This is a genomic window from Paenibacillus sp. FSL L8-0494 (genome assembly GCF_038003695.1).
Classification (GTDB): domain Bacteria; phylum Bacillota; class Bacilli; order Paenibacillales; family Paenibacillaceae; genus Paenibacillus_AQ; species Paenibacillus_AQ odorifer.
Map to the genome: position 1 here is coordinate 2398846 of NZ_JBBOPQ010000001.1, position 20952 is coordinate 2419797.

The 20952-nt window shown below is 43.9% G+C and carries 21 protein-coding genes and 1 other RNA gene; 12 read left to right on the forward strand and 10 right to left on the reverse strand.

What is annotated here, in order from left to right; translation table 11 throughout:
• Positions 1-14: 14 nt before the first annotated feature.
• The 4 genes from NYE35_RS10665 to NYE35_RS10680 all read right to left on the reverse strand — a co-directional run bounded on the left by NYE35_RS10665 (position 15) and on the right by NYE35_RS10680 (position 4169).
• Entirely contained in the window at positions 15-1388 is a 1374-nt protein-coding gene (locus NYE35_RS10665) for an MATE family efflux transporter (RefSeq protein ID WP_038569819.1), read from the reverse strand.
• Between the two features lie 135 nt (positions 1389-1523).
• Positions 1524-2735: a putative glycoside hydrolase gene (locus tag NYE35_RS10670; RefSeq protein WP_341120929.1), complete on the reverse strand. Its 1212-nt coding sequence runs from the start codon at positions 2733-2735 to the stop codon at positions 1524-1526.
• A 231-nt stretch (positions 2736-2966) separates the two neighbouring features.
• Positions 2967-3155 carry a hypothetical protein gene (locus tag NYE35_RS10675; RefSeq protein ID WP_036689649.1) on the reverse strand — a complete coding sequence of 63 codons (189 nt, stop codon included), beginning with the start codon at positions 3153-3155 and terminating at the stop codon, positions 2967-2969.
• A 180-nt stretch (positions 3156-3335) separates the two neighbouring features.
• On the reverse strand, positions 3336-4169 hold the full coding sequence (locus NYE35_RS10680; RefSeq protein ID WP_036689285.1) for a YitT family protein: 834 nt from the start codon (positions 4167-4169) through the stop codon (positions 3336-3338).
• A 335-nt stretch (positions 4170-4504) separates the two neighbouring features.
• Here NYE35_RS10680 and NYE35_RS10685 point away from each other — a divergent pair, with 335 nt between their 5' ends.
• Positions 4505-6157 (forward strand): DEAD/DEAH box helicase, encoded by a 1653-nt coding sequence (locus NYE35_RS10685; RefSeq protein WP_038569823.1) that lies wholly within the window; start codon positions 4505-4507, stop codon positions 6155-6157.
• A 127-nt stretch (positions 6158-6284) separates the two neighbouring features.
• On the opposite strand, the gene NYE35_RS10690 is transcribed toward NYE35_RS10685, so the two are convergent.
• A complete protein-coding gene (locus NYE35_RS10690; protein WP_036689290.1) occupies positions 6285-6383 on the reverse strand; it encodes a hypothetical protein in 99 nt (32 codons plus the stop codon).
• Between the two features lie 186 nt (positions 6384-6569).
• Between NYE35_RS10690 and NYE35_RS10695 the strand changes: the two genes are divergently transcribed.
• The 3 genes from NYE35_RS10695 to NYE35_RS10705 all read left to right on the forward strand — a co-directional run bounded on the left by NYE35_RS10695 (position 6570) and on the right by NYE35_RS10705 (position 8250).
• The gene (locus NYE35_RS10695; RefSeq protein WP_341120932.1) at positions 6570-7406 is read left to right on the forward strand and encodes a YesL family protein; all 837 of its coding nucleotides are present in this window, start codon (positions 6570-6572) and stop codon (positions 7404-7406) included.
• A gap of 103 nt (positions 7407-7509) precedes the next feature.
• Positions 7510-7701, forward strand: a non-coding RNA gene (gene ssrS / locus NYE35_RS10700) — 6S RNA.
• Positions 7702-7860: 159 nt separating this feature from the next.
• The gene (locus tag NYE35_RS10705) at positions 7861-8250 is read left to right on the forward strand and encodes a DUF1499 domain-containing protein (RefSeq protein ID WP_036689295.1); all 390 of its coding nucleotides are present in this window, start codon (positions 7861-7863) and stop codon (positions 8248-8250) included.
• Positions 8251-8439: 189 nt separating this feature from the next.
• On the opposite strand, the gene tpx is transcribed toward NYE35_RS10705, so the two are convergent.
• Positions 8440-8958, reverse strand: a complete 519-nt coding sequence (tpx, locus tag NYE35_RS10710) for a thiol peroxidase (protein ID WP_036689298.1) — start codon at positions 8956-8958, stop codon at positions 8440-8442.
• A 117-nt stretch (positions 8959-9075) separates the two neighbouring features.
• On the opposite strand from tpx, the gene NYE35_RS10715 reads away from it, so the two are divergent.
• Positions 9076-9711: a rhomboid family intramembrane serine protease gene (locus NYE35_RS10715; protein ID WP_326047628.1), complete on the forward strand. Its 636-nt coding sequence runs from the start codon at positions 9076-9078 to the stop codon at positions 9709-9711.
• Positions 9712-9715: 4 nt separating this feature from the next.
• The gene (locus tag NYE35_RS10720) at positions 9716-10630 is read left to right on the forward strand and encodes a LysR family transcriptional regulator (RefSeq protein WP_036689300.1); all 915 of its coding nucleotides are present in this window, start codon (positions 9716-9718) and stop codon (positions 10628-10630) included.
• Between the two features lie 36 nt (positions 10631-10666).
• On the opposite strand, the gene NYE35_RS10725 is transcribed toward NYE35_RS10720, so the two are convergent.
• The gene (locus NYE35_RS10725) at positions 10667-11338 is read right to left on the reverse strand and encodes a zinc metallopeptidase (protein ID WP_341120933.1); all 672 of its coding nucleotides are present in this window, start codon (positions 11336-11338) and stop codon (positions 10667-10669) included.
• 35 nt (positions 11339-11373) lie between these two features.
• Positions 11374-11805 (reverse strand): MerR family transcriptional regulator, encoded by a 432-nt coding sequence (locus tag NYE35_RS10730; protein WP_036689305.1) that lies wholly within the window; start codon positions 11803-11805, stop codon positions 11374-11376.
• A 548-nt stretch (positions 11806-12353) separates the two neighbouring features.
• Between NYE35_RS10730 and NYE35_RS10735 the strand changes: the two genes are divergently transcribed.
• From NYE35_RS10735 to NYE35_RS10745, 3 genes are read left to right on the forward strand one after another with little or no spacing between them, the layout of a single operon-like run.
• Positions 12354-13748 (forward strand): ammonium transporter, encoded by a 1395-nt coding sequence (locus NYE35_RS10735; RefSeq protein WP_036689307.1) that lies wholly within the window; start codon positions 12354-12356, stop codon positions 13746-13748.
• Positions 13749-13787: 39 nt separating this feature from the next.
• Positions 13788-14861, forward strand: a complete 1074-nt coding sequence (locus NYE35_RS10740) for a DUF294 nucleotidyltransferase-like domain-containing protein (RefSeq protein ID WP_341122450.1) — start codon at positions 13788-13790, stop codon at positions 14859-14861.
• Positions 14858-15607, forward strand: coding sequence for an exonuclease domain-containing protein (locus NYE35_RS10745; RefSeq protein ID WP_076143300.1), 750 nt, complete (start codon positions 14858-14860; stop codon positions 15605-15607). Before NYE35_RS10740 ends, NYE35_RS10745 begins: the two co-directional genes overlap by 4 nt.
• On the opposite strand, the gene NYE35_RS10750 is transcribed toward NYE35_RS10745, so the two are convergent.
• On the reverse strand, positions 15589-16065 hold the full coding sequence (locus NYE35_RS10750) for a M67 family metallopeptidase (protein ID WP_051491608.1): 477 nt from the start codon (positions 16063-16065) through the stop codon (positions 15589-15591). The two genes, NYE35_RS10745 and NYE35_RS10750, sit on opposite strands and share 19 nt — an antisense overlap.
• Positions 16066-16225: 160 nt before the next feature.
• On the opposite strand from NYE35_RS10750, the gene NYE35_RS10755 reads away from it, so the two are divergent.
• A complete protein-coding gene (locus NYE35_RS10755) occupies positions 16226-16789 on the forward strand; it encodes a TlpA family protein disulfide reductase (protein WP_076100887.1) in 564 nt (187 codons plus the stop codon).
• A 625-nt stretch (positions 16790-17414) separates the two neighbouring features.
• Here NYE35_RS10755 and cimA read toward each other — a convergent pair.
• Positions 17415-19034: a citramalate synthase gene (gene cimA / locus NYE35_RS10760; RefSeq protein ID WP_076100885.1), complete on the reverse strand. Its 1620-nt coding sequence runs from the start codon at positions 19032-19034 to the stop codon at positions 17415-17417.
• 117 nt (positions 19035-19151) lie between these two features.
• Between cimA and NYE35_RS10765 the strand changes: the two genes are divergently transcribed.
• The gene (locus tag NYE35_RS10765; RefSeq protein WP_370510582.1) at positions 19152-20483 is read left to right on the forward strand and encodes a DNA polymerase IV; all 1332 of its coding nucleotides are present in this window, start codon (positions 19152-19154) and stop codon (positions 20481-20483) included.
• A gap of 160 nt (positions 20484-20643) precedes the next feature.
• Positions 20644-20886, forward strand: coding sequence for a ferredoxin (locus tag NYE35_RS10770; RefSeq protein WP_036689316.1), 243 nt, complete (start codon positions 20644-20646; stop codon positions 20884-20886).
• Positions 20887-20952: the final 66 nt, after the last annotated feature.

Below are 20952 nucleotides of genomic sequence, written 5' to 3' on the forward strand. Positions count from 1 at the left end.
TGTAATATGGATCGTTAACTCTGAAGTTGTTCCTGTGCGTATTGTGCGGCATAACGTCTTTGAACCTTGATAAGCCGAGACAATAGCAGGGTCGCACCGATGGCAAGACCGGTGATAAGACCAATCCAGTAGCCGAATGCTCCTAGATCTGTGTAAGTTGCAAGTACATAACCTGTAGGTAAGCCAATTACCCAATAGGCAATAAAACAAATGATAAAGGCTGGGTTAACATCCTTATATCCGCGAAGCGCACCTTGAGTAGGTGTAGCAATCGCATCTGAGATTTGAAAAAAGATTGCATAGATCAGGAAATGCTGAATTAACGAGATGACATCGGGTTCATCTGAATATAGACCAGCTACATGATTTCCGGCAAACAAGAGTAATAAAGCTGTGGCCAGTGAAAGGATTGCCGCCAGTCCGATACCCATTATGGCATATTGGCGTGCATCCTTTTGTCTGCCAGACCCGGTCTCGAAGCCGACGAGGATGGTAAGGCTGATGCAAATACTGAGCGGAATCATATAAAGTGTTGTTGCAAAATTGATTGCTGCCTGATGCGCGGCAATTGTTACGGTATCAAATCGGCTCATTAACAAGGTTACAGCGGAAAAGACAGCTGTTTCGAAAAAAATCGAGAAACCGATGGGTACTCCGATTTTGAGCAAATCTTTAATGCTGTTTAACGATATAAAATAGAACTTACGGAATAATCTGAGATTTACAAAGGCCTGAGAACGATATATGAACAGTAGAGCAACGGCAAATATAACCCAATAGGTAATAGCTGAAGCGACCCCAGCACCAACGCCCCCGAGACGAGGGAATCCGAAGTTCCCGAAGATGAGCAAATAGTTCAAACCTACATTTACAGGCAAAGCTATTAGTGTAATACACATGGATACGCGTGTTTGCCCTAAAGCGTCTATACAGCTACGAAGTACCGTATATCCAAACAGGGGGATAATTCCGAACGAAATAGCACTGAGAAAGCGGAAAGCAACATCTCTTACACCAGACTCCAAGTTCATAAAATTAAGAATAGGTGACAAGGCAAAGCTGCCAATTAGCAAGACGATGATCGAAACAATCAGTGACAGCCAAATACCTTGTGTGACTTGAAAGGCAACATCCTTATCCTTTTTGCTCCCGATGAGCTGTGAAACAATAGGTGTGATCCCCATAAGAATACCGCTGAGACCGGTTTGGATTGGAATCCAAAGACTAGTTCCTATCGCAACTCCTGCCAGATCGACGGTTCCGAATTTACCGGACATATTAGTATCAAAGAAGGTGATCGCGGATAAAGCAATTTGTGTAACAAGGATTGGGAATAAAATATGAAAAAATTGTCCTGCCTTTTGTTTTAAAGAGGTGGTCTGTATCATAATTATGTGCCTCATTCTTTATGGTTTTTCAAGGAATAGGTTAAATAGTTCAATAAGTTTCCGTTAAAAGACCCGGCAGACGCCGGGTCTTTAGCATACGTATATCAGATCAGCTATAAATAATAAGGGCTGTATTCATTGTTTTTCGTAATCAACATCGGCAGTATAGCGATTGTTGGCGTTCCATAGAAGGAACTCATCCACGTTCTCATCTTTTAAAGCGCGGATTTGATCTTCCACCTGTTTTTTACCATATTTCACATAATGACCACTTCCGAGCCAGCTTGCTGTAAAGTCTTGAATCCAAGGTCGAATAACGGGTTTATAGCTGCCCAGTGGATCAAGTTTCTTATGTGTATCAACCATGGAACCTTTGATTGTAGCGTAAGGATCTAAGTCGGGCTCTTTCACGCCAAACCATCCCGTTGAATAGTGGCTTGGATAAACCATTGGACTGATAACATCCACATTCTTGGATATTTTAACAAAGTCCTGGCCGATACCCTCAGCAGGGGCAGATGCGGCATATCCAAAAATATCTACGGACACACGGACACCAAGTGGAGCTAGCTCTGCTTTGGCATATTTAACAAAATTAGATACGATTTCTACGCGTGAGTCAGTGGTTTTAGTGTATTTAAGGTTATCAGCACGTTTTTCGAATCCTTCCGGAAAGCGAACATAGTCGAACTGAATTTCTTTGAAGCCGAGCTTAACAGCTTCCTTGGCGATATCCACATTGTATTTCCACACATCTTCATTATAAGGATTAACAAAGCTGTCGCCGCCCTTATTCTTCCATACAGTGCCGTCAGTATTAACAAAAGACATCTGCGGGTTCTTCTTGGCAAGAATAGAATCTTTAAAAACAACAATCCGGGCGATAGGATAAACATCATGTTTCTTCAAACGTTCCATTAACTTATTGATATCTCCAATAAAAGGCTGAGGGTTACCGAGCTTCTGGAGGTCGGCATTATCGGTCTTATACGTGATATAACCCGCATCGTCCTTAATGTCTATAACCATTGAGTTAAGTTCGGTTTGGTCAAGCAATGTAAGCAGCTTTTCCATTCGTTCCCCACCAGCACTGTAGGCGGTAACATAAATGCCTTTTACTTTGGGTGCGTCTGGTTGTGGATCGGTGTGTAACATACTTTCTGAGTTTGTTGCTTCAGGTGAAGCGCTTGGAGCTGGAGTTGCTACATTCGAATTGTTGTTTTGTTGTGCAATGATGGGGGGATTCATGGCGGACTTCAAAGCGATCGCCACTTCAGCGTCATGTTGGTTCTGTTGTACGCCTACGCTTCCCAAGGCCATCATCAGTAGAGCCCAGGTGATGTTCATTCGTTTTTCTCTCCCTTTATGTACTTTCCCCTAAATTATATAGGAACGGTTGCTCCCAAAAAGAACAGTGTTGTAACAATATTAGCTCAGATTGGGAATAAAAAACCGCCTTTGTTGTTTATAAACGAGATGTATGGATTCGAAACGGTATGAAAAAAGTAAATGCCGCCTTAAATCGGCAACAGGGCCGAACCCAAGGCGGCAACTATCAAGACTTCTCTTGCGGCTTGCTCATTGAAGATACGCAGAATTCTGATGTTCACAGATGCTGTAATGGATAATATCCATGGCATCTGCAGGTTCCAGAATACTTAGCCCGTCTCGCAGAACGATTACTGAATTTAATTCGTCCTGTTTGAGAAACGGCATCATATCAGGATACCACCTCATGACGATTGCTGACAGTTTTACCGTTTCCATTTCCACAAAAATCACCCTTTCCTTTTTCGATAGTTCTGAATAGATTCAGTGTTCATCGGAAAACGAAGTGCTTTGGAAAAAAGAGGGGTAAATCTCAATCTTTATGAAATTGTTAGGGTTCTGCGTGTGTATAATATATCATAATTATGAGGTTGGTGCATTTTCCAATACTAGGAATTTTTATTTCCTCATTTTGTCTTTCCGGAAGGAACCCATAACACCAACTGTTTCAACAATATTTACAAAAGCTTGAGGATCTGTCGTGCGGATGATACGTTGCAGCTCTGCAAGTTCGTAGCGGGTTGTTACCGTCATTAGCATGTCCTTTTCAACGTGAGAATAAGCACCTTCTGTTTTAATCTTTGTGACACCTCGTTGAAGGCCTATTAGATGTTGCAGTAATTCATCTGTACGGTTTGTTACAATATATACGGTTACCTTTAAGTGGCTGATATGAATCATATCCAACACTTTACCTGTTACATATATAGATACCATTGATGAAAGTGCTAAATTCCAGTTCTGGTCAAGATAAGCGGCCGCCAGGATAACAAGTCCATTTAAACTTACTACTACATTGCCGACCGGGAAATCTCGGTATTTAGTGATAATTGAACCCAAGATGTCAAAACCTCCGGAAGAACCTCCTGCACGGAAGGAGATACCACAGCCAATCCCAACGAGAACTCCGCCAAACACAGAGGACAGCAGCATATCTGTAGCCACCAGATGCTCGGGAATCACTGTTAAGAACCAGGTTGTAAACACAACGGACAACATGCTCATAATAATAAATCTCCGGCCTAACTGGAACCAGCCTGCAGCCAGCAGAGGAATATTAAAGAGCAAGTATAGGAGGCTTATGTTTAATGGAGTGAAATAACCCACTAACATGGAAAGCCCAGATACACCACCACTTAGTAAACGGTGTGGAATTAAAAATAGATTAAATCCACTGGCGATCAGTGCTGCCCCTAAAAAAACAACCAAACAATTCAAAATCTGTCTTAACAAGTAAATCCACCCTTATATATATATTTAAAAAAATAAAACATGAAAGCAATGAAAAGAAAGGAACCCACTGGTATTCTCACATGTGTTTGTGATATAATGTATAGGATATTCTTGAGTAGAACGTTACAATGGTATTTTTGCATTGCATCGGATGTAAAGCTACAGTTGCTCAGGTACAACAAGGTACCTGATGATTAGGGAGGCTTTTCGTCCCAAAAGCGCTATATCATGCAGAAAATAGAGCATGATTGGACAGCCTATAAATGTGTTTACCGCTACTTAAGAATACAGACAAGCATGTGGAATGTCCACTGTATAGAAGGAGCATGAATAATTTGAAAACATTCGCAGAATTTGGCTTGGAGCCAAAAGTGCTACAAGCAATCACAGAGTTAGGATTTGAGGAGGCAACACCGATACAGGAACAGTCGATCCCATTAGCATTGACTGGGTCGGATCTGATCGGTCAAGCTCAGACTGGTACAGGTAAGACTGCTGCTTTTGGTATCCCCCTCATTTCGAAGATTAACCGTGAAGACGAAAAAATCTTGGCCCTTATTATGGCACCAACACGTGAGTTGGCCATCCAAGTGTCAGAAGAAATTGGCAAACTAAGCCGTTTCAAAGGTCTTCGCTCGTTGGCGATTTATGGCGGACAGGATATTGGACGTCAAATCCGTGGATTGAAAAAGAAACCACAAATCATTATTGGTACACCTGGTCGTTTGCTCGATCACATCAACCGTAAAACGATCCGTTTGGATGATGTTCAAACCGTTGTATTGGATGAAGCAGATGAAATGCTGGATATGGGCTTTATGGAAGATATTCAGACTATCCTGAAGCTCGTTCCTGTAGAACGTCAAACCATGTTGTTCTCTGCTACAATGCCACCAAACATTCAACGCCTAGCTCAACAATTTCTTAACAACCCGCAACATGTCTCCGTTATTCCGAAACAAATCAGTGCCCCACTGATTGATCAAGCTTATGTGGAAGTGCCTGAGCGTCAAAAGTTTGAAGCTCTTAGTCGTTTGATTGATATGGAATCACCTGAATTAGCTATCGTATTCGGACGTACTAAGCGCCGGGTTGATGAGCTTGCTGAAGCTTTGCAAAAACGCGGATATTCTGCTGATGGATTGCATGGTGACTTGTCACAGAACCAACGTGATGCTGTAATGCGTAAATTCCGTGATGGCAGCATTGACGTGCTGGTAGCTACTGACGTAGCGGCACGTGGTCTGGACGTATCCGGCGTAACTCACGTAATTAACTTTGACTTGCCACAAGATCCTGAAAGCTATGTACACCGTATTGGTCGTACAGGACGCGCAGGTAAAGAAGGTACGGCTTGGTCATTCGTTACTCCACGCGAAATTGATCACCTGCATTTGATCGAACGTGTTACTCGTCACCGGATTACTCGTAAACCTTTGCCAACAATGGCTGAAGCTATTGAAGGTAAACAACGCGTTACTGCTGAGCGTTTGCTTGAAGTGGTAGAAAGTGGAGAGTTGAACGAGTACAAAGGAATTTCTATTCAATTGCTTGAGCAATATGATTCCGTACAATTGTTGTCCGCAGCTATGAAGCTTCTCACTGGCGACAAGAAGGATTCCGCAATTGAATTGACTCCTGAAGATCCAATTCGTGCTAAACGTCGTGGTGGCAAAAACGATATCCGCAGTGGCCGTAAACCTAATGGTGGTTATGGCGGAAACCGTGGTACTTCCGGTGGCAGCGGTAGCGGTGGCGGATACCGTGGTAACCGTGATAATAACGGTGGCGGTAGTCGTGGTGGCTATAGCAGCGGTGGCAGCAACTACGGTAGCGGCAGTGGCGGCTATGGCGGTGGCTATAAAGGCAACCGTGATGGCGCACCAGCTCGTGACGGTAGTGCAAACCGCAGCGCAGAGCGTAAACCATACACTCGTCCAAGCAGCACGAGCACTCGTCCTGCAAAACGTGAAGATTTCGATAATTAATACTTCGTCAAGATACCAAAGAAGACGAGATGCCGCATTGCGGTTCTCGTCTTCTTTTTGCTGAAATATAAGGATGTTTGGTGAATTGTTATGTCCTTAGTAGGGCGCGAATTTGTTTTGTGTGATATTAGTATCCGAATGTACGAGTGATGATAACGAGCAAGATAAACAATACGAGGATCGTGCCTGTAGAAGTCCAACCGCCGAAGCCAACAGGTGTAGACATGAGATAACCTCCTTTAGAATGTGGGGATTTTGGTATTTCTTATGGTTACAATCCTAATATATGGACTATAAAGGCTTTACGTATAGACGATAGTCTATAATTCAGAAAGTTGGGCTATGGAAATGAGGAGGTCAAATGAGGTATAGTTAAGATATGTAGTATGTAAGAGACAGAGGAGGAAGGGAATTGGAGTTTAAAGGAGCAATGGGCGGCTTATACCGCGTGACAGAATGGATTTCACGTATCGCAGGCAGTAATATCTTATGGGCACTATGTTCCGCCCCGTTTTTGTTTTTTGGTGTTTTAAAGATGATTATGTTAGGGACAGGCGCAGGTGGAGCGAACGAGCAAATTACATTGAACTGGGCAATGGGGATTTTAGCGCCCTTTACGGTGTTTCCAGCTTCAGCCGCTTTATTTACCGTAGTGCGTAAATGGGTAATGGGGAATACGGATGTAGGAACTTTTCGTACATTTTTTCAGGGGTATAAAGAAAATTATGTAAAAAGTATGCTCGGAGGAGTTATCTATACATTGATGTTCGTTGTTATGTACGTTGATGTAACAGTTTACATGACACAAATGCCTAACTTTAGAATTGTTGGTATTTTGATGTTGGTGCTGATGATACTTTTGTCGGTATCCATGTTTAACTTCTTTTCCATTGTGGTTCATTACCAAATGGGCTTCAAGCAAGTGATGACCAATTCTATATTGCTGACTATAGCACGCCCAATTCGTGTGTTCTCTACATTGATTGCAGCCGCAGTTCTTGTTTATATCGGTCTTAGATATCCGGCTCTTTATTTCATTTGTATTCCAACGTTGATTGCAATGGCAGCCTTCTTTAACTTCTACGCTACTTATAATAAGCTACAGCTGCAAGTAGAAAAGAAGAAACTGAAAGAGCAGGAAGAAGCAGAAGCAGCAGCATTGAACAATCGGAATGAATATGACGACGATGACGACGATGGTGATGACTACGAGGATGAAATTGATGAAAAGGACACCAAACGCATTTAACAAAAAACTGGATTAGCGTTGGATATTTCCAGGTAATTAATTCCTGTGTAAAAATAAAGCGCATACAGGTTTACTTTTTCGTTAAAACGCAATATAATAATAACAAATCCTGCGATGTACGTTACGGTTACTCGTTGTTTTGAACCAATGATAATGTCTTGGGAGATCTACACGAAGCGCAGCTGAACCGCCCTGTCTATATGACTTGGGGAATTCAAAAACGTTTTCTGCGATCACCCACCTGCTCTAGCAGGTTCAGAAGACACTGTAGCCGGACGGCATAAGCGGGTTTTCTCTTGTTTAAGCCAAGGCGCCCTGTTTCCCGTGAATAATGGGAGCGGGCGCTTTTTTGTATGTCTGGAATAAAGGGAAAGTGAGTTATACCCTTTTGTTCCTGAGACAAGAGTGTTACACTTAGAATAATGAACTTGGGATTTGTAGAGGGGGAAGAATTTTGTCGTTAAAAAGAACCTTGGTTGGCTTATTCCGCAGTCATGATGGAACAAGCGACCGCGCCAAAGATCCGACATTAAAAACGCGTTATTACAATCTAACTAAAGACAAAGCATGGGAAGAAGTTTCATCGACTTTAAAGAAAGTTCCTGGATTTAAGGTGCTTCACGAAGTGGAGTCTGTAGGTGAGATTACTCTTGAGAAGAGAACGGCATTTGGCCGTACGCTGGACATTACGGTATCGGTGCTTAATACGACGCCTGTTCGTTGTGGTGTAGATATGTATTCTGCATCTAGAGGTTCACTTGGTGATCTCGGGGCGAATTACCGTGTGATTCAACGCTTGTATGCATCTTTGGACAAAAAATTAGGAAAATACAAAGCAGACTGATTTTTAGAGGCCCGTCAAACCCTTCTTGCTTAGGGATAGTATGAATGCGTTTACGTAAACGGTGAGCTGCTCAGTGTGTTATCGATAAATCTTTCTATTACAAAAAAAGCGGGAGAAGGATGGACCTTCTGCCGCTTTTTTAACAGAGATTATTAAGTATTGTTGTAATAACCGCTACTGATTGGAGAATTAGAGCAGCTTCTTCACAGCAGCAATAGCATCTTCATAGTTAGGGTGCTCGGTCATTTCACTCAAATATTCAACATATACGATCTTGTCGTTCTTATCCAGAACAAAAATGGAGCGCATATCTAAGCGGAATTCTTTAATCAGCACACCATAGGCTTGTCCGAATGAGGTTGCTTTGTGATCGGATAGAGTAACAACTCGATCGATGCCGGCAGCACCGCACCAACGAGCTTGGGCAAACGGCAGGTCCGTGCTTACAGTGAGAATTACCACATCGTCACCAAGCTCTGCGGCTTCACTGTTGAACCGGCGGGTCTGTGCGTCACATACCCCGGTATCAAGAGAAGGGACAACACTGATCAGCTTGATTTTACCGGCATAATCACTTAGAGACACGTCTTCCAGGAGATTCTTGCTCAGAACAAAATCGGGTGCAGGATCACCAGTTGTTAGCTTAGGTCCTACGAGAGTGATGGGGTTGCCTTTAAAAGTAGCTACGCCTGTTTTTTCTTGCGTCATATCCTTGTTTTCCTCCTCGAATTATAATATTGGATTCTTACTGCCACAATAAATTATAATCTTAATAGCAGGAAGATGTCCAACCGGACAAGATATATATGTAAAGGGATGGGTGTTATGATATTTATTCGGTACGAAAATTGGAAAAGTTATGTCCGGTATTATCCGGTAACCTGTCTGCTCATATTGGCCAATGTGATCATGTTTATCCTGATGGCAGTTAACGGAGGATCAACAAATATTCAAACGCTTGTTGATTTTGGTGCTATAGTTGATGTGAGTCCGTACAAAGAGGAACTGTGGCGCTATCTGGCCGCTATTTTTTTACATAATGGGTTTTCCCATCTGTTCTTTAATTGCTTCGCTCTCCTGGTGTTTGCACCGCCTCTGGAGCGATTGCTGGGCTGGTGGCGTTATGCGCTGCTCTATCTGGTGGGCGGATTTCTGGCAAATGTGCTTACAATTGCGATTAGTGCTCGCTCAGTAGTAGAGTTTGGTACGGTCTCGGTTGGTGCTTCTGGAGCAATCTACGCCATTTATGGTGCATTTTTATACATTGCAGTTATTCAACGGGCCATGATGGATGATGGCTCGCGTAAAACTTTATATGGATTGTTAATAATCGGGATCATTATGTCGTTTGCTACACCAAATGTGAATTGGGTTGCGCATCTCGGAGGTTTGGTTTCTGGCTTTTTCGTATATGGGCTAATTATTCGTATATTCAAAAAAAGCCTAAGACAGGGGCGATGATGGAGTGGAGCTAAGACAGCTGCAATATTTTTTAAAGGTAGCTCAAAAAGAACACGTAACAAGAGCGGCAGAAGAGCTTCATGTAGCGCAGTCTGCGGTAAGCCGTCAGATTCATCAGCTGGAGCAAGAGCTTGGGGTTGATCTATTCATGCAAAAAGGGCGCAATCTGCAGCTTACGCCTGTTGGACAGCTCTTTTGCAAGAAGGTTGAGAGTATCCTTAAAGAGTTGGAGCATTCGGTAAATGAGGTGCATGAATTTCTGGATCCTGAGCGTGGAGAGATTCGGATCGGATTCCCGCATAGTCTTGGCACACATCTCATCCCGACTATCGTTGCAGATTTTCGTAAATATTATCCTCATGTTAAATTTCGTTTTAAACAAGGATCTTACCCTTCTTTGATAAAAGACGTATTGTCTGGAGAAGTGGATTTAACTTTCATTTCGCCTTTTCCGGAGAATGATGAGCATGTCTCGGGGGATATTGTAATGACTGAAGAGTTGTTTGCGATTCTTCCTCAGAATCACAGGTTGGCAGGAGAGTCTGAGATCCGGTTGGAACAGCTGCAAAAAGAGAAGTTTGTTCTATTCAGCCAAGGCTATTCGTTAAGACCTATCGTTTGGCAAGCTTGCTTGCAGGCGGGATTTCAACCGCAGATTGCATTTGAAGGCGGAGAAACCGATACCATTCGTGGTTTGGTGGCCGCAGGGATGGGTGTAAGCCTGCTTCCGGAGATGGCGTTCTATCAGACGAATCCTCTTCAACCAGCTCAGGTGAGGGTTGTGGAGCCTGCGGTGACGAGAACGGTTGGCTTGATCTACCGTACAGATAGTAAATTGCCGCTGGTGGCACGTTCCTTTCGGACTTTTTTAATCTCCTACTTTAAAGCTAGACAAAATAATACCCCGGTCGGCTCTTAGCCTTCCGGGGTTTTTGTTGTTTAGAGGTATGCGATATTAGTCGCGGTTGCCTAAAAAGACGGTGATTAAGCGAAGCAGCTCAAGCAAGGATACTAGAGCAGCGGCAACATAAGTTAATGCAGCGGCGTTGAGAACCTTTGCTACTCCGCGTTCTTCTTCGTTACGGATGAAACCTTGTTCTACCATGACCTGGCGAGCCCGGTTACTGGCGTTGAATTCTACAGGCAGGGTTACGAGCTGGAATGCAACAGCAGCTGAGAAGAAAATGATACCCAAGCCTATAAGATTAAAGTAACCGAAGATGAAACCTGCCATCAGCATGAAAGGCGCGACACCTGATGCGAAATTAACTACCGGGAACATCCGGTGACGAAGTGTCAACATAGGGTAACTTACTTTATGCTGAATCGCGTGGCCTACTTCGTGACAAGCGACAGAGATTGCAGAGATGGAGCTTTCATAATAAACAGGCTCTGATAAGCGTACAACCCTGTGGATGGGGTCATAATGGTCTGAAAGTGTGCCTCTTACAGGTTCAATCGGAACATCGTGTAAGCCATTGGTGTCGAGCATACGTCTAGCTGCTTCATATCCAGTCAGGCCGTTCGAATTAGCTACCTTCGACCATTTGCTGAAGGTTCCTTTAACTCTAAACTGTGCCCACAATGAGAAAAGAAAGGCAATAATTACTAACAGGTACATAAACATAGGTGCATTCCTCCACTGTATTGTAAATATGGTATTTACATTGGCGGTCCTTGCGTAAGCAATAGCCGGATCGCTTCCATGCAGGCTAATCCCTGAGGGAGCAGATTTGAAAGTACGCGACTGGCCTGTCCTGGCTTCAAACCACTTATAAGAGGTTCAAGGGCTTTTACTTCCCGTTCTAGCCGCTGCATTTGCTGCTCTAACTCGACTAATTTATCAGAGACGTCGGTTTCTGGTGTTGCCTCATTCCATTTGCCTAGCATAGATTTGATTTCTTCCAATGAATACTTGTCATGCTTTAATTGAGTAATACGTTCTAAAGCAGCCAAGGTTTCATGGCTGTATAGCCGATAATTTTTGGTGCTTCTAGATTCCGGGGAGATTAATCCCAGTTTCGTGTAATAATCAATAGTTCGTTCACTAATGTGAGCAGCCTTAGCTAATTCTCCAATTCGATACAAAATCATATCCCCATTTAATCTCGCCTCACTAATTGAATACGACTGCCGATAAGTGGCGGTCATCTTCTAAATTGATGGTTTCTTATGCTATCTGTAATGATAACAAACTGGAAACCATACAGTCAAACGTCATACTTTCATAAAGTATATGCAGTAAAGAAGGGTTAATTCATGAACGGTGATCTGTAGTTTCTATACAATACACTCAAACTCAAAGGGATATCAAATTTGAAGAATGATTGGGGATGAAAACTATAAGTTACCCCAATACATAACATTAAATGTTATGTATTTTGTGATTTTGGTAAAAGATGCGTTCAATAATTAGGTAATATAAATGAGATTGTACACGTAGTTATTTTAATGAAAATGCAGCTAGAATCAGGCCTTTAGGACCTCTAGTCCATTAGTACTGTGAAAATTTCGTGTGCTCAAATAAAATAAAATAAAAACATTCCCAAAATAGTCTTGTCAATTTACCTGACTTCTGATTATAATGACATTAAGAGTTTCACGCTTTGTTAGAAAATATAACATTGGGGAGTGGGGTAAAAATGAAAAAGAAATGGTTGATGATGTTACTGGCCATGATTACACTGATGATTTATCCGGTAAGTGCTTTTGCAGCGGACGGTCCGACGAACGTTGACTTACAAGTCGGATTGGACACAGCGTTTACCTTCCTGGCATTCATTTTAGTATTCTTTATGCAAGCAGGGTTTGCAATGCTCGAAGCGGGTTCGGTTCGGATGAAGAATGCAGGGCACGTAGCAGGTAAGACAGTACTTACCCTGGCTATCGCAAGTCTTTGCTTCTGGGCTATCGGCTTTGGACTTGGTTTCGGTAACGGCAATGGCTTCTTCGGTACTACAGGCTTCTTGTACGGAGGAGATTCAACCGCAGCTTCTTTTGAATCACTTGCATTTTCTGATGTTACTTTAAATGTTAAATTCTTATTCCAAATGGCCTTTGCAGCAGTTTCCTTGGCTATCGTATCTGGTGGTATGGCAGAACGTGCGAAGCTAAGCGTGTATATCATTTTCGGAATTTTGTTCTCCGTCGTAATTTATCCAGTTGTAGCTCACTGGGTATGGGGCGGTGGCTGGTTGGCTGAGCTGGGAATGCAAGATTATGCAGGTTCCACAGTTGTCCATCTTACAGGTGCAACGGCAGCAGTGGTAGCAACCATATTGCTTAAGCCTCGGCTTGGTAAGTTTAATAAAGAAGGAAAACCAGTGATTATTCCAGGTCATAACCAAGTATTTACTGTACTCGGGGTTATTATCCTCTGGTTTGGTTGGTTCGGATTCAATCCAGGTAGTGCTTTGTCCCCAATGGGCGGTTTCTTCGGTCACGTAGCCCTAACAACGAACATCGCAGCAGCAGCAGGTGGTTTGGCGGCATTGATTGCTTCTTGGTTGTACTTTGGTAAGTCTGATATTCCAGCAATGCTGAATGGTGTTCTGGCTGCATTGGTTGCAATCACAGGAGCGTGTGCTTTCGTTGATCCATGGGCAGCAATCATTATTGGTTTTGTAGCCGGTGCTTTTACATTCATGACTTCCCAATGGCTGGAACGTGCAGGGCTTGATGATCCAATCTATGCTTTCTCGGTGCATGGTATTGCGGGGATGTGGGGTGCAGTTTCAACGGGTCTGTTCGCTGTACCTGAGCTTATTACTAAAGGCGGCTTGGTAGGTGAAGCTGGGTTGTTCTACGGTGGCGGTTTCCATCAACTAGGGGTTCAAGTGCTGGGTGTGGTTGGAACATTTGTTTTCGTAGCCGTTCTTTCTTTCATCATCTTGTATGTAATGAAGGTAACTATCGGACTTCGTGTTACAGAAGAAGAAGAATTGATGGGTCTGGATATCAGTGAGCATGGTACTTACGGATACCCTGAACAAATGAAATTGATCGCAGATTCGGAATCCAAAACCCTTAAACAATAATATTTCACCTCGGACAGGGAGGCGGACCGTGTGGCATCGATGGAGTTAACAGATGAGTATAATGAAGAAAGCTTTAGGACCATCGTATTGGCCGGTTCGTCAGAGGAGCTTAGGGAGAGGCGTGTTGCCTGTCAAAAAGTACTTCTCGAACAGTTGAATGTTATTCCTATAGAGGAATGGATGTTCCGTGTGAATACTATGCATGATCTTATTGCCCAAACCGCAGTACTCATATGTGAGGCGCAGATGAAAGAGGCGGGCTATGGCCCGCCTCCCTGTGCTTATTCCTTTATTGTGTTTGGCAGCAGTGGGAGGCAGGAGGCAACGCTTTGGAGCGATCAGGATAATGGCCTGATAGTCGAAGGAGAGCCTGATGGGGAAAAAAATCGCTATTTCGAATTTTTCGGAACTTTGTTATCCGATATGCTTGAAGAAGTAGGGTATGAGAAATGTGCGGGGAAGGTGATGTGCTCCCAAGTTATGTGGCGTAAGACATTATCTGAATGGATAGAGCAGCTTGATAGCTGGAGAAATCAGTTGGAATGGGAGCCGATCCGGTATCTTATTATTTCTTCTGATATGCGTCATGTGGCAGGAAGCGTGGAGTTATCAGCGAAGTGGCAAGAAGCTTTCTATGAAGGCTTTGCGGAAAATGAGCAGCTGTCTAATGCTGTTCTTCGCAATACAGTACGCCATAAAGCGACTTTGAATTTACTGGGACAGGTGTTAACAGAACGGTTTGGTGATTATGCAGGCGGATTTGATGTTAAGTATGGGGTCTATATTCCGTTAGTGAACATTGTTAGACGCTTGTCCTTACTACATGGCATTAGAGCTGGCTCGACATTAGAGCGGATTGAAGCGCTTGATAGGCTTGGGAAATATCAACATTTAGAGGATATTCGCAGAGCTTTCTTATTAGCAATGCGGTTGCGAGTGAACACGCCATATAGTGTTCAGGATGGATTGTTAATCAGCAGTGATTATGTAGCTGAGAGTGAATTGAAGAATAAGCAGCTGCTGTTTGAGCTGCGTGAAAGCCTGCTGCTTGTCAGACGCCTTCATCGGGCGCTGCAGCGTCAGCTCCGCTCAGCGGAAAGGTGGCGGTCATGAGGGAGCCGAACAAAAGCGGAGGATTCTGGAGTAATCTAAGACAAGGTGGAATGCCCTCGGCTATCGCTTCGATGAGAGGTGGGGAAACTGCGCAACAGACTGCGCAGCAAATGGCCTTTATTCGATCTTTGATGCGAGAGAAGCGGCGGCCTGAGGTGCTGCATACCCCATTGTCTGAACTAGAGACAGTGATCTTTGATCTAGAGACTACAGGCTTTTCCCATCAGCATGGGGATGAGATTATGTCTTTCGGAGCCGTCAAGGTTGTTGGAGAGCAGATTAAAGAAGAAGAATGCTTTTATACACTGGTGAACTGTCAGACGGCTATTCCGGAAGATATTACAAGGCTGACTGGGATTACGGAAGAAATGACACGATCCGCTCCCTCCTTAATGGATGGTCTTCATAATTTTATGTCCTTTGTAGGTCAGAATGTGCTGGTGGCACATGCAAGCTCACATGACAAGGCTTTTCTTAATGCTGCTTTATGGAAAACCTCTAAAGTTCAGCTTACACACCGTGTGCTGGACACGATGATGTTAGCGCGTTGGCTTGAGCCACAACGAAGTAATTATTCGCTGGATGAGCTGCTATATGTGCACGAAATTCCGATTCATGGCCGTCATCATGCCTTGGAAGACGCAAAGATGACAGCGCAGCTGTGGGTGATCTACCTTCGGGAAATTTCGGAGCGCGGCCAAGTGGATACCTTGGGAGATCTCTATGCTTATTTAAGTAGAACGTGAAGCGGGGCTTGGGATAAACCGCGGGACAAATTACCGTGGTCATCAGGCAAACGCTCAATATAAAATCCGTTCAGAATTGGATTGCCGCTGTCTTTGGTGTTGGGAGAACCTATAAGATAGAGGGCAAACTCAGGTCCTAGTGCTGTTAATCCTTTATAATCGGCAACTGAAGGGATAGGTGCTGAATGTGGGTGGGAATGAAATAGACCGATGATTGTCGGTTCGTTGTAAAGAACATTAATCCACTCTTCGGGGTGGGGAGTGAAGGTGTGCAGCGGGTCTGGCGCTACGTTGCGCAAGGGTACGTAAGTATCAATGAGCATGCCACCCGCTGCGGCAGCACCCAGCAGGACTCCGCATGCTTCATGCGGATAACAGGACAGCAGGTGCTTCCCCAGTGCTTGCTGTACGGAATATTTCAGTCTTATTGGCTGGACATTTCCCTGGAATGCTGCCATTTGTTCACCCCTCTCTCTTCTTTAGGGTTTCGTCGCAGACGAAACCCTCTTTTTTATTATAAAAGTATATATTATTGTGTAAAATATGAATGGTTTGAAATTTAACCTAATGAGGGTACAATAGTAGAAAACTATTCCAATTGTAAAGGAACAGATGACTATGAAAGCAAGTAACAAATTAAATATAACAGTGTTGCTCATAGTTGTATGTGTTGCTGTGTTTGCGGTGTGGCATAATCGTGAGCCAAAAGCAGAAGCTGTGCTTGCGCAGCAAAATGAGCTGCCGATGAAGAGTGGACCTAAGGCTGGACTGCGTGCACCTTCGTTTTCACTTCAGGGAACAGATGGGACTACCTATGTTGTTGATGGCCCCAGAGATAAAGCGGTAATCCTTAATTTCTGGGCTTCATGGTGTGATCCCTGCCAGCAGGAAGCTCCTGAACTTAATACCATGGCCACTAAGTATAAGGATGTTCTAGATATTTACGGTATTAATGTGAGCAGTCAGGATTATAAACCCAATGCTGAACGTTTTATCAAGAAATACGGTCTTGTGTTTCCGGTTATGTTTGATGTAAAAGATGAGGTGTACAGCAAATATAATGGAGCTGTTTTTCCCACCAATGTGCTCATTGATAAGAATGGAGTGATCTCCGAGATTATTTTAGGTATTCTTAGCCCTGAAGAGTTGGAAAAGAAAATAATCAAGCTTACCGAATCATGAAGCGGGCTGTCCATATAAGAGACAGATCTGCTTTTTTCTCCAAACAGCAAAAGTCTAAAGATCAGCGATTCTTCTTATTGGAGGATCGCTGATCTGCGTTTTTGGTCATACGCGATTTGCTTTAGTGGACCACAAGCATTAATTTCACTATACCGTGGAGCAGAAATGGCTGGAACCCCGAAGGAAGCCGCGTTAGAACAATTAGGGAATTTCTCCCCATAAATTTGAGATCTCGGGTCATTCAACGAATAATTAGGGGAAATATCCCTCTAATTTAGCTGTTTTGGTAAAAAATAATGAAATTACCCTAATTTTTAGGGAGGAATTCCCTGTTTCTGTTTATTTATAGCAAATATCGGCTATTTTCAGGGAGTTTTTCCCCAATTACTCTACCTCGCCACGAACCCGCACTCGCATCCCCCACATCCCGCACCCGAACTCGCACCCCATGCATCCCGTACATCCCTCAACGCCCACTGCACACTGCCCACCACCCATAGTCTATGGGCTAAAGTAATAGTCCGTTATTTAGCCTATTTAATAAAAAAGAAGCTGCCCTATAAGTAGAATTCGCTACTATTGGGAAGCTTCTTTTTTTGTCTTACAAAAGTCTATAAGTGATCAATTAATGATTGACCAGGCCTCTAGGTTCATTGCTGGTTGTCTTCTCATTCTCCAATGAGAGCTCATTGAGAAGCGCGTAGCGCATACTGTCAACAAGTGCCTCCCAGCTGGCTTCAATTACGTTACTGGAGACACCAACCGTACTCCAGGTGTCTGTGAAGTTCTTGGATTCAATCAATACCCTTACCTTCGCTGCAGTCTGATCCTGTTCATCTATTACACGGACTTTATAGTCGGATAGATGCATTTCCTTTAATTGTGGGAAATAGGTCTGTAATGCTTTACGAAGCGCGTTATCGAGTGCGTTGACTGGACCGTTACCTTCAGCAGCAGTATAAAGATTCTCACTGCCAACTTTCAGTTTAACGAACGCTTCAGATACTACTGGATGTTCTGCGGTTTTCTCAACTAACATCTTGAAGGATTCAAAGGTAAAGGTTTCATTCATCTCGCCGGTAGCTTCCCGAAGGAGTAGCTCCAGTGAGGCATCGGCACCTTCAAATTGATAACCTTGATGTTCCATCGTTTTAATCTTCTCGATCACCCGGCGAGCCTGCTCGCTGCTTGGATCCAGATTTAAACCCATATCCTGCGCTTTGGAGAGTACATTGCTCTGTCCAGCCAGTTCGGAGACCAGCACACGCTGCTTGTTCCCGACAAGCTCAGGAGCGATATGCTCATAGGTCCGTGAATCACGCATGATGGCGGAGACATGGATTCCACCTTTGTGGGCGAAAGCTGCATTTCCGACGTAAGGCTGATTTACCGGCAGATTAACATTGGCCACTTCACTAATATAGCGGGCAGTGTTGGTAAGCTGTGATAATGAATCGCCTGGAATACAGTGATAACCCATTTTGATCTGTAGTGTAGGAATAATAGAACATAGGTTGGCGTTGCCACACCGTTCACCGTAACCATTAATGGTACCTTGTATTTGCCGTGCTCCAGCTCCGATGGCGCTAAGTGCATTGGCAACCGCCAGCTCACAGTCATTATGAGTGTGAATTCCGAGATTGGCTCCGGGTAATTGTTGATTTAGAGCGGTAACAATCTCATGAATTTCATAAGGTAAGGTTCCACCGTTGGTATCGCACATTACAAGCCAATCTGCTCCGGCTTCCCGGGCTTTGGACAGAACAGCTGCTGCATATTCAGGATTATTCTTGTATCCGTCGAAGAAATGCTCGGCATCAAAAATCACTTCAAGGCCTTGGCGTTTCAAGTAGGATATGGAGTCGCCGATCATGGCGAGGTTCTCCTCAAGCGTAGTCTGTAATGCAGTGTGTACATGGAAATCCCAAGATTTTCCGACGAGTGTAGCAGCAGGAACCCCTGCGTCAATCATACGTTTTAAATTGTCATCGTTTTCGGCCAAGGAATTCTTACGCCGAGTGCTGCCGAACGCTGTAATTTTGGCGTTCAGATGAAGCTCCTTGACTCTTTTGAAAAATTCAATGTCTTTATTGTTGCTTCCCGGGATGCCACCTTCAATATAGTGCACACCCAGATCATCGAGTTTCTTGGCAATCTTCAGCTTGTCGTCAGCCGACAGACTGATGCCTTCACCTTGGGTGCCGTCGCGTAATGTAGTATCGAAGATGGAGATGGACTTAGACATGAGAGTCCTCCTTATAGGGAAATGAATTTATATATTATAGCATTTTTACGCGGGAATGTAACAAAGAACTTTACAGCCTCTTAAGTTGACCTAACCGCAGCGGAGAGTTATTCTAAATTGGACAATAGAAAACCTGAGGATAAGAAGGTAGATATTGTGCAGAATGTTGATCAGTATTATCCAACGAGCGGCAGGGTTATCCTGCATGTCGATATGAATGCTTTTTACTGCTCTGTGCATGAGGCAGAGGACCCTGACCAATATAGAGGCAAAGCTACTGCGGTTGCGGGTAGTGTTGAATTGCGGAAAGGGATCATAGTGACTTGTTCCTACGTCGCCCGCAGAATGGGGATTTCGACGGGAATGCAAGTTCAGAAGGCGCTTCGTATTTGTCCATCGCTTATCGTTATTAAACCGGACTTCCATTTATACCGCAAATATTCTAATGCTTTTATGCAGATTGCATATAGCTATACTCCGTTACTGGAAGCAGTGTCCATCGATGAATGTTACCTTGATATAACTGGCTCCAGACAATTCGGTACACCCATGGAAATAGCGGAGACGATTCAGCGCCGTATAATGGAAGAATTGGGCTTGCCATGCTCAGTGGGGATCGCTCCCAATAAGCTGCTTGCGAAGATGGCTTCCGATTTAAAAAAGCCAAACGGCATTTCGGTGCTGCGGCTGCGGGATGTGCCTAAGATTTTATGGGACAAGCCCTGTAATGAAATGTTCGGCATTGGTGGAAAAACAGCAGAAAAGCTCCGCAAACTGGGCATTTACAGTATTGGTCAATTAGCAGCGGCTGATGAAAATATGCTGGTTGAGAATTTCGGAGTTATGGGCTCATGGCTAAAGCGTGCCGGCAACGGTATTGATCATGGGATCGTTAACCCTGAGCGGGAGCAGAGTAAGTCGATTGGGCACACCACAACATTGCCGCGGGATGTCGTAGGTCTTGCTGAGGTACGACCGATTTTGCTGAATTTAAGTGATCAGGTAGCTCGGCGATTGCGTAAGCAAGGTCTTGTTGCCTCAGGGGTACAGCTGACCATTCGGACGCCCGATATGAAGACTATAACCCGCTCGCGTCAGCTAGAGGCTCCTTCGGAGAGTGGGGAGGATATCTACAAGTCCGTCTGCGATCTATATGTTCGTCATTGGAATGGGGAGAAGCCTGTGCGGTTGCTGGGTGTGACCCTGCAGGGCTTGATTGCTAAAGAGGATTCCGCCATTCAGCTTGATTTGTTCGATTACGAACGTCAGCCTAAGAAAGAGTCTCTTAACAAGACTATGGATATGCTGCGTAATAAATTCGGTGAAAATGCAGTGTTAACTGCCGGGATGTTAAGCGATTCTCACTCTGCAAGGCTCCGCAATCATAAAGAACGGGGCACTTCACTGCAAAAGGATAATCTTCTATCTGTCGAGTCTGATAAAGAGTGACAAGAACATTCTATGACATGTCAAAATAGGTGTCGTAGAATGCGTCAGAAATGCAAACGTATTGAAAATCGATTGAAATTGTATTCTTTTTATATTAATATGAGAAAAATAAGACGCTGGTACAACAGCGCTGTATTGCTCAACGGGAGGCAGAGATAAAATGGCTAAGTACACTTGGGTCGAAAAAGACACTTGTATCGCTTGCGGTGCATGTGGCGCAACGGCTCCTGATATTTTTGATTACGATGATGAAGGTTTGGCAGAAGTTATTTATGAAAATGACGGAAACCACGGCATCACAGCGATTCCGGATGATTTGTTTGATGATCTCCAGGATTCTTGTGATGGATGCCCAACCGATTCTATTAAAATTGCGGATGAGCCTTTTAACAAAGAGGGCTAATTAACCGGGGTTTTGTAACTTCCAGCACAACATAAAGACATCTCCTGCGAACTTTTGTTCAGCTAG

What these genes read in the sequence shown, in the direction of transcription:
- NYE35_RS10665 (WP_038569819.1), bottom strand. Translation starts at nt 1,388, where the DNA reads ATGATACAGACCACCTCTTTAAAACAAAAGGCAGGACAATTTTTTCAT.
- NYE35_RS10750 (WP_051491608.1), bottom strand. Translation starts at nt 16,065, where the DNA reads ATGGCAGCATTCCAGGGAAATGTCCAGCCAATAAGACTGAAATATTCC.
- NYE35_RS10675 (WP_036689649.1), bottom strand. Translation starts at nt 3,155, where the DNA reads ATGGAAACGGTAAAACTGTCAGCAATCGTCATGAGGTGGTATCCTGAT.
- NYE35_RS10745 (WP_076143300.1), top strand. Translation starts at nt 14,858, where the DNA reads ATGAGGGAGCCGAACAAAAGCGGAGGATTCTGGAGTAATCTAAGACAA.
- NYE35_RS10740 (WP_341122450.1), top strand. Translation starts at nt 13,788, where the DNA reads ATGGAGTTAACAGATGAGTATAATGAAGAAAGCTTTAGGACCATCGTA.
- tpx (WP_036689298.1), bottom strand. Translation starts at nt 8,958, where the DNA reads ATGACGCAAGAAAAAACAGGCGTAGCTACTTTTAAAGGCAACCCCATC.
- NYE35_RS10725 (WP_341120933.1), bottom strand. Translation starts at nt 11,338, where the DNA reads ATGTTTATGTACCTGTTAGTAATTATTGCCTTTCTTTTCTCATTGTGG.
- NYE35_RS10715 (WP_326047628.1), top strand. Translation starts at nt 9,076, where the DNA reads ATGATATTTATTCGGTACGAAAATTGGAAAAGTTATGTCCGGTATTAT.
- NYE35_RS10690 (WP_036689290.1), bottom strand. Translation starts at nt 6,383, where the DNA reads ATGTCTACACCTGTTGGCTTCGGCGGTTGGACTTCTACAGGCACGATC.
- NYE35_RS10735 (WP_036689307.1), top strand. Translation starts at nt 12,354, where the DNA reads ATGAAAAAGAAATGGTTGATGATGTTACTGGCCATGATTACACTGATG.
- NYE35_RS10770 (WP_036689316.1), top strand. Translation starts at nt 20,644, where the DNA reads ATGGCTAAGTACACTTGGGTCGAAAAAGACACTTGTATCGCTTGCGGT.
- NYE35_RS10730 (WP_036689305.1), bottom strand. Translation starts at nt 11,805, where the DNA reads ATGATTTTGTATCGAATTGGAGAATTAGCTAAGGCTGCTCACATTAGT.
- cimA (WP_076100885.1), bottom strand. Translation starts at nt 19,034, where the DNA reads ATGTCTAAGTCCATCTCCATCTTCGATACTACATTACGCGACGGCACC.
- NYE35_RS10670 (WP_341120929.1), bottom strand. Translation starts at nt 2,735, where the DNA reads ATGAACATCACCTGGGCTCTACTGATGATGGCCTTGGGAAGCGTAGGC.
- NYE35_RS10755 (WP_076100887.1), top strand. Translation starts at nt 16,226, where the DNA reads ATGAAAGCAAGTAACAAATTAAATATAACAGTGTTGCTCATAGTTGTA.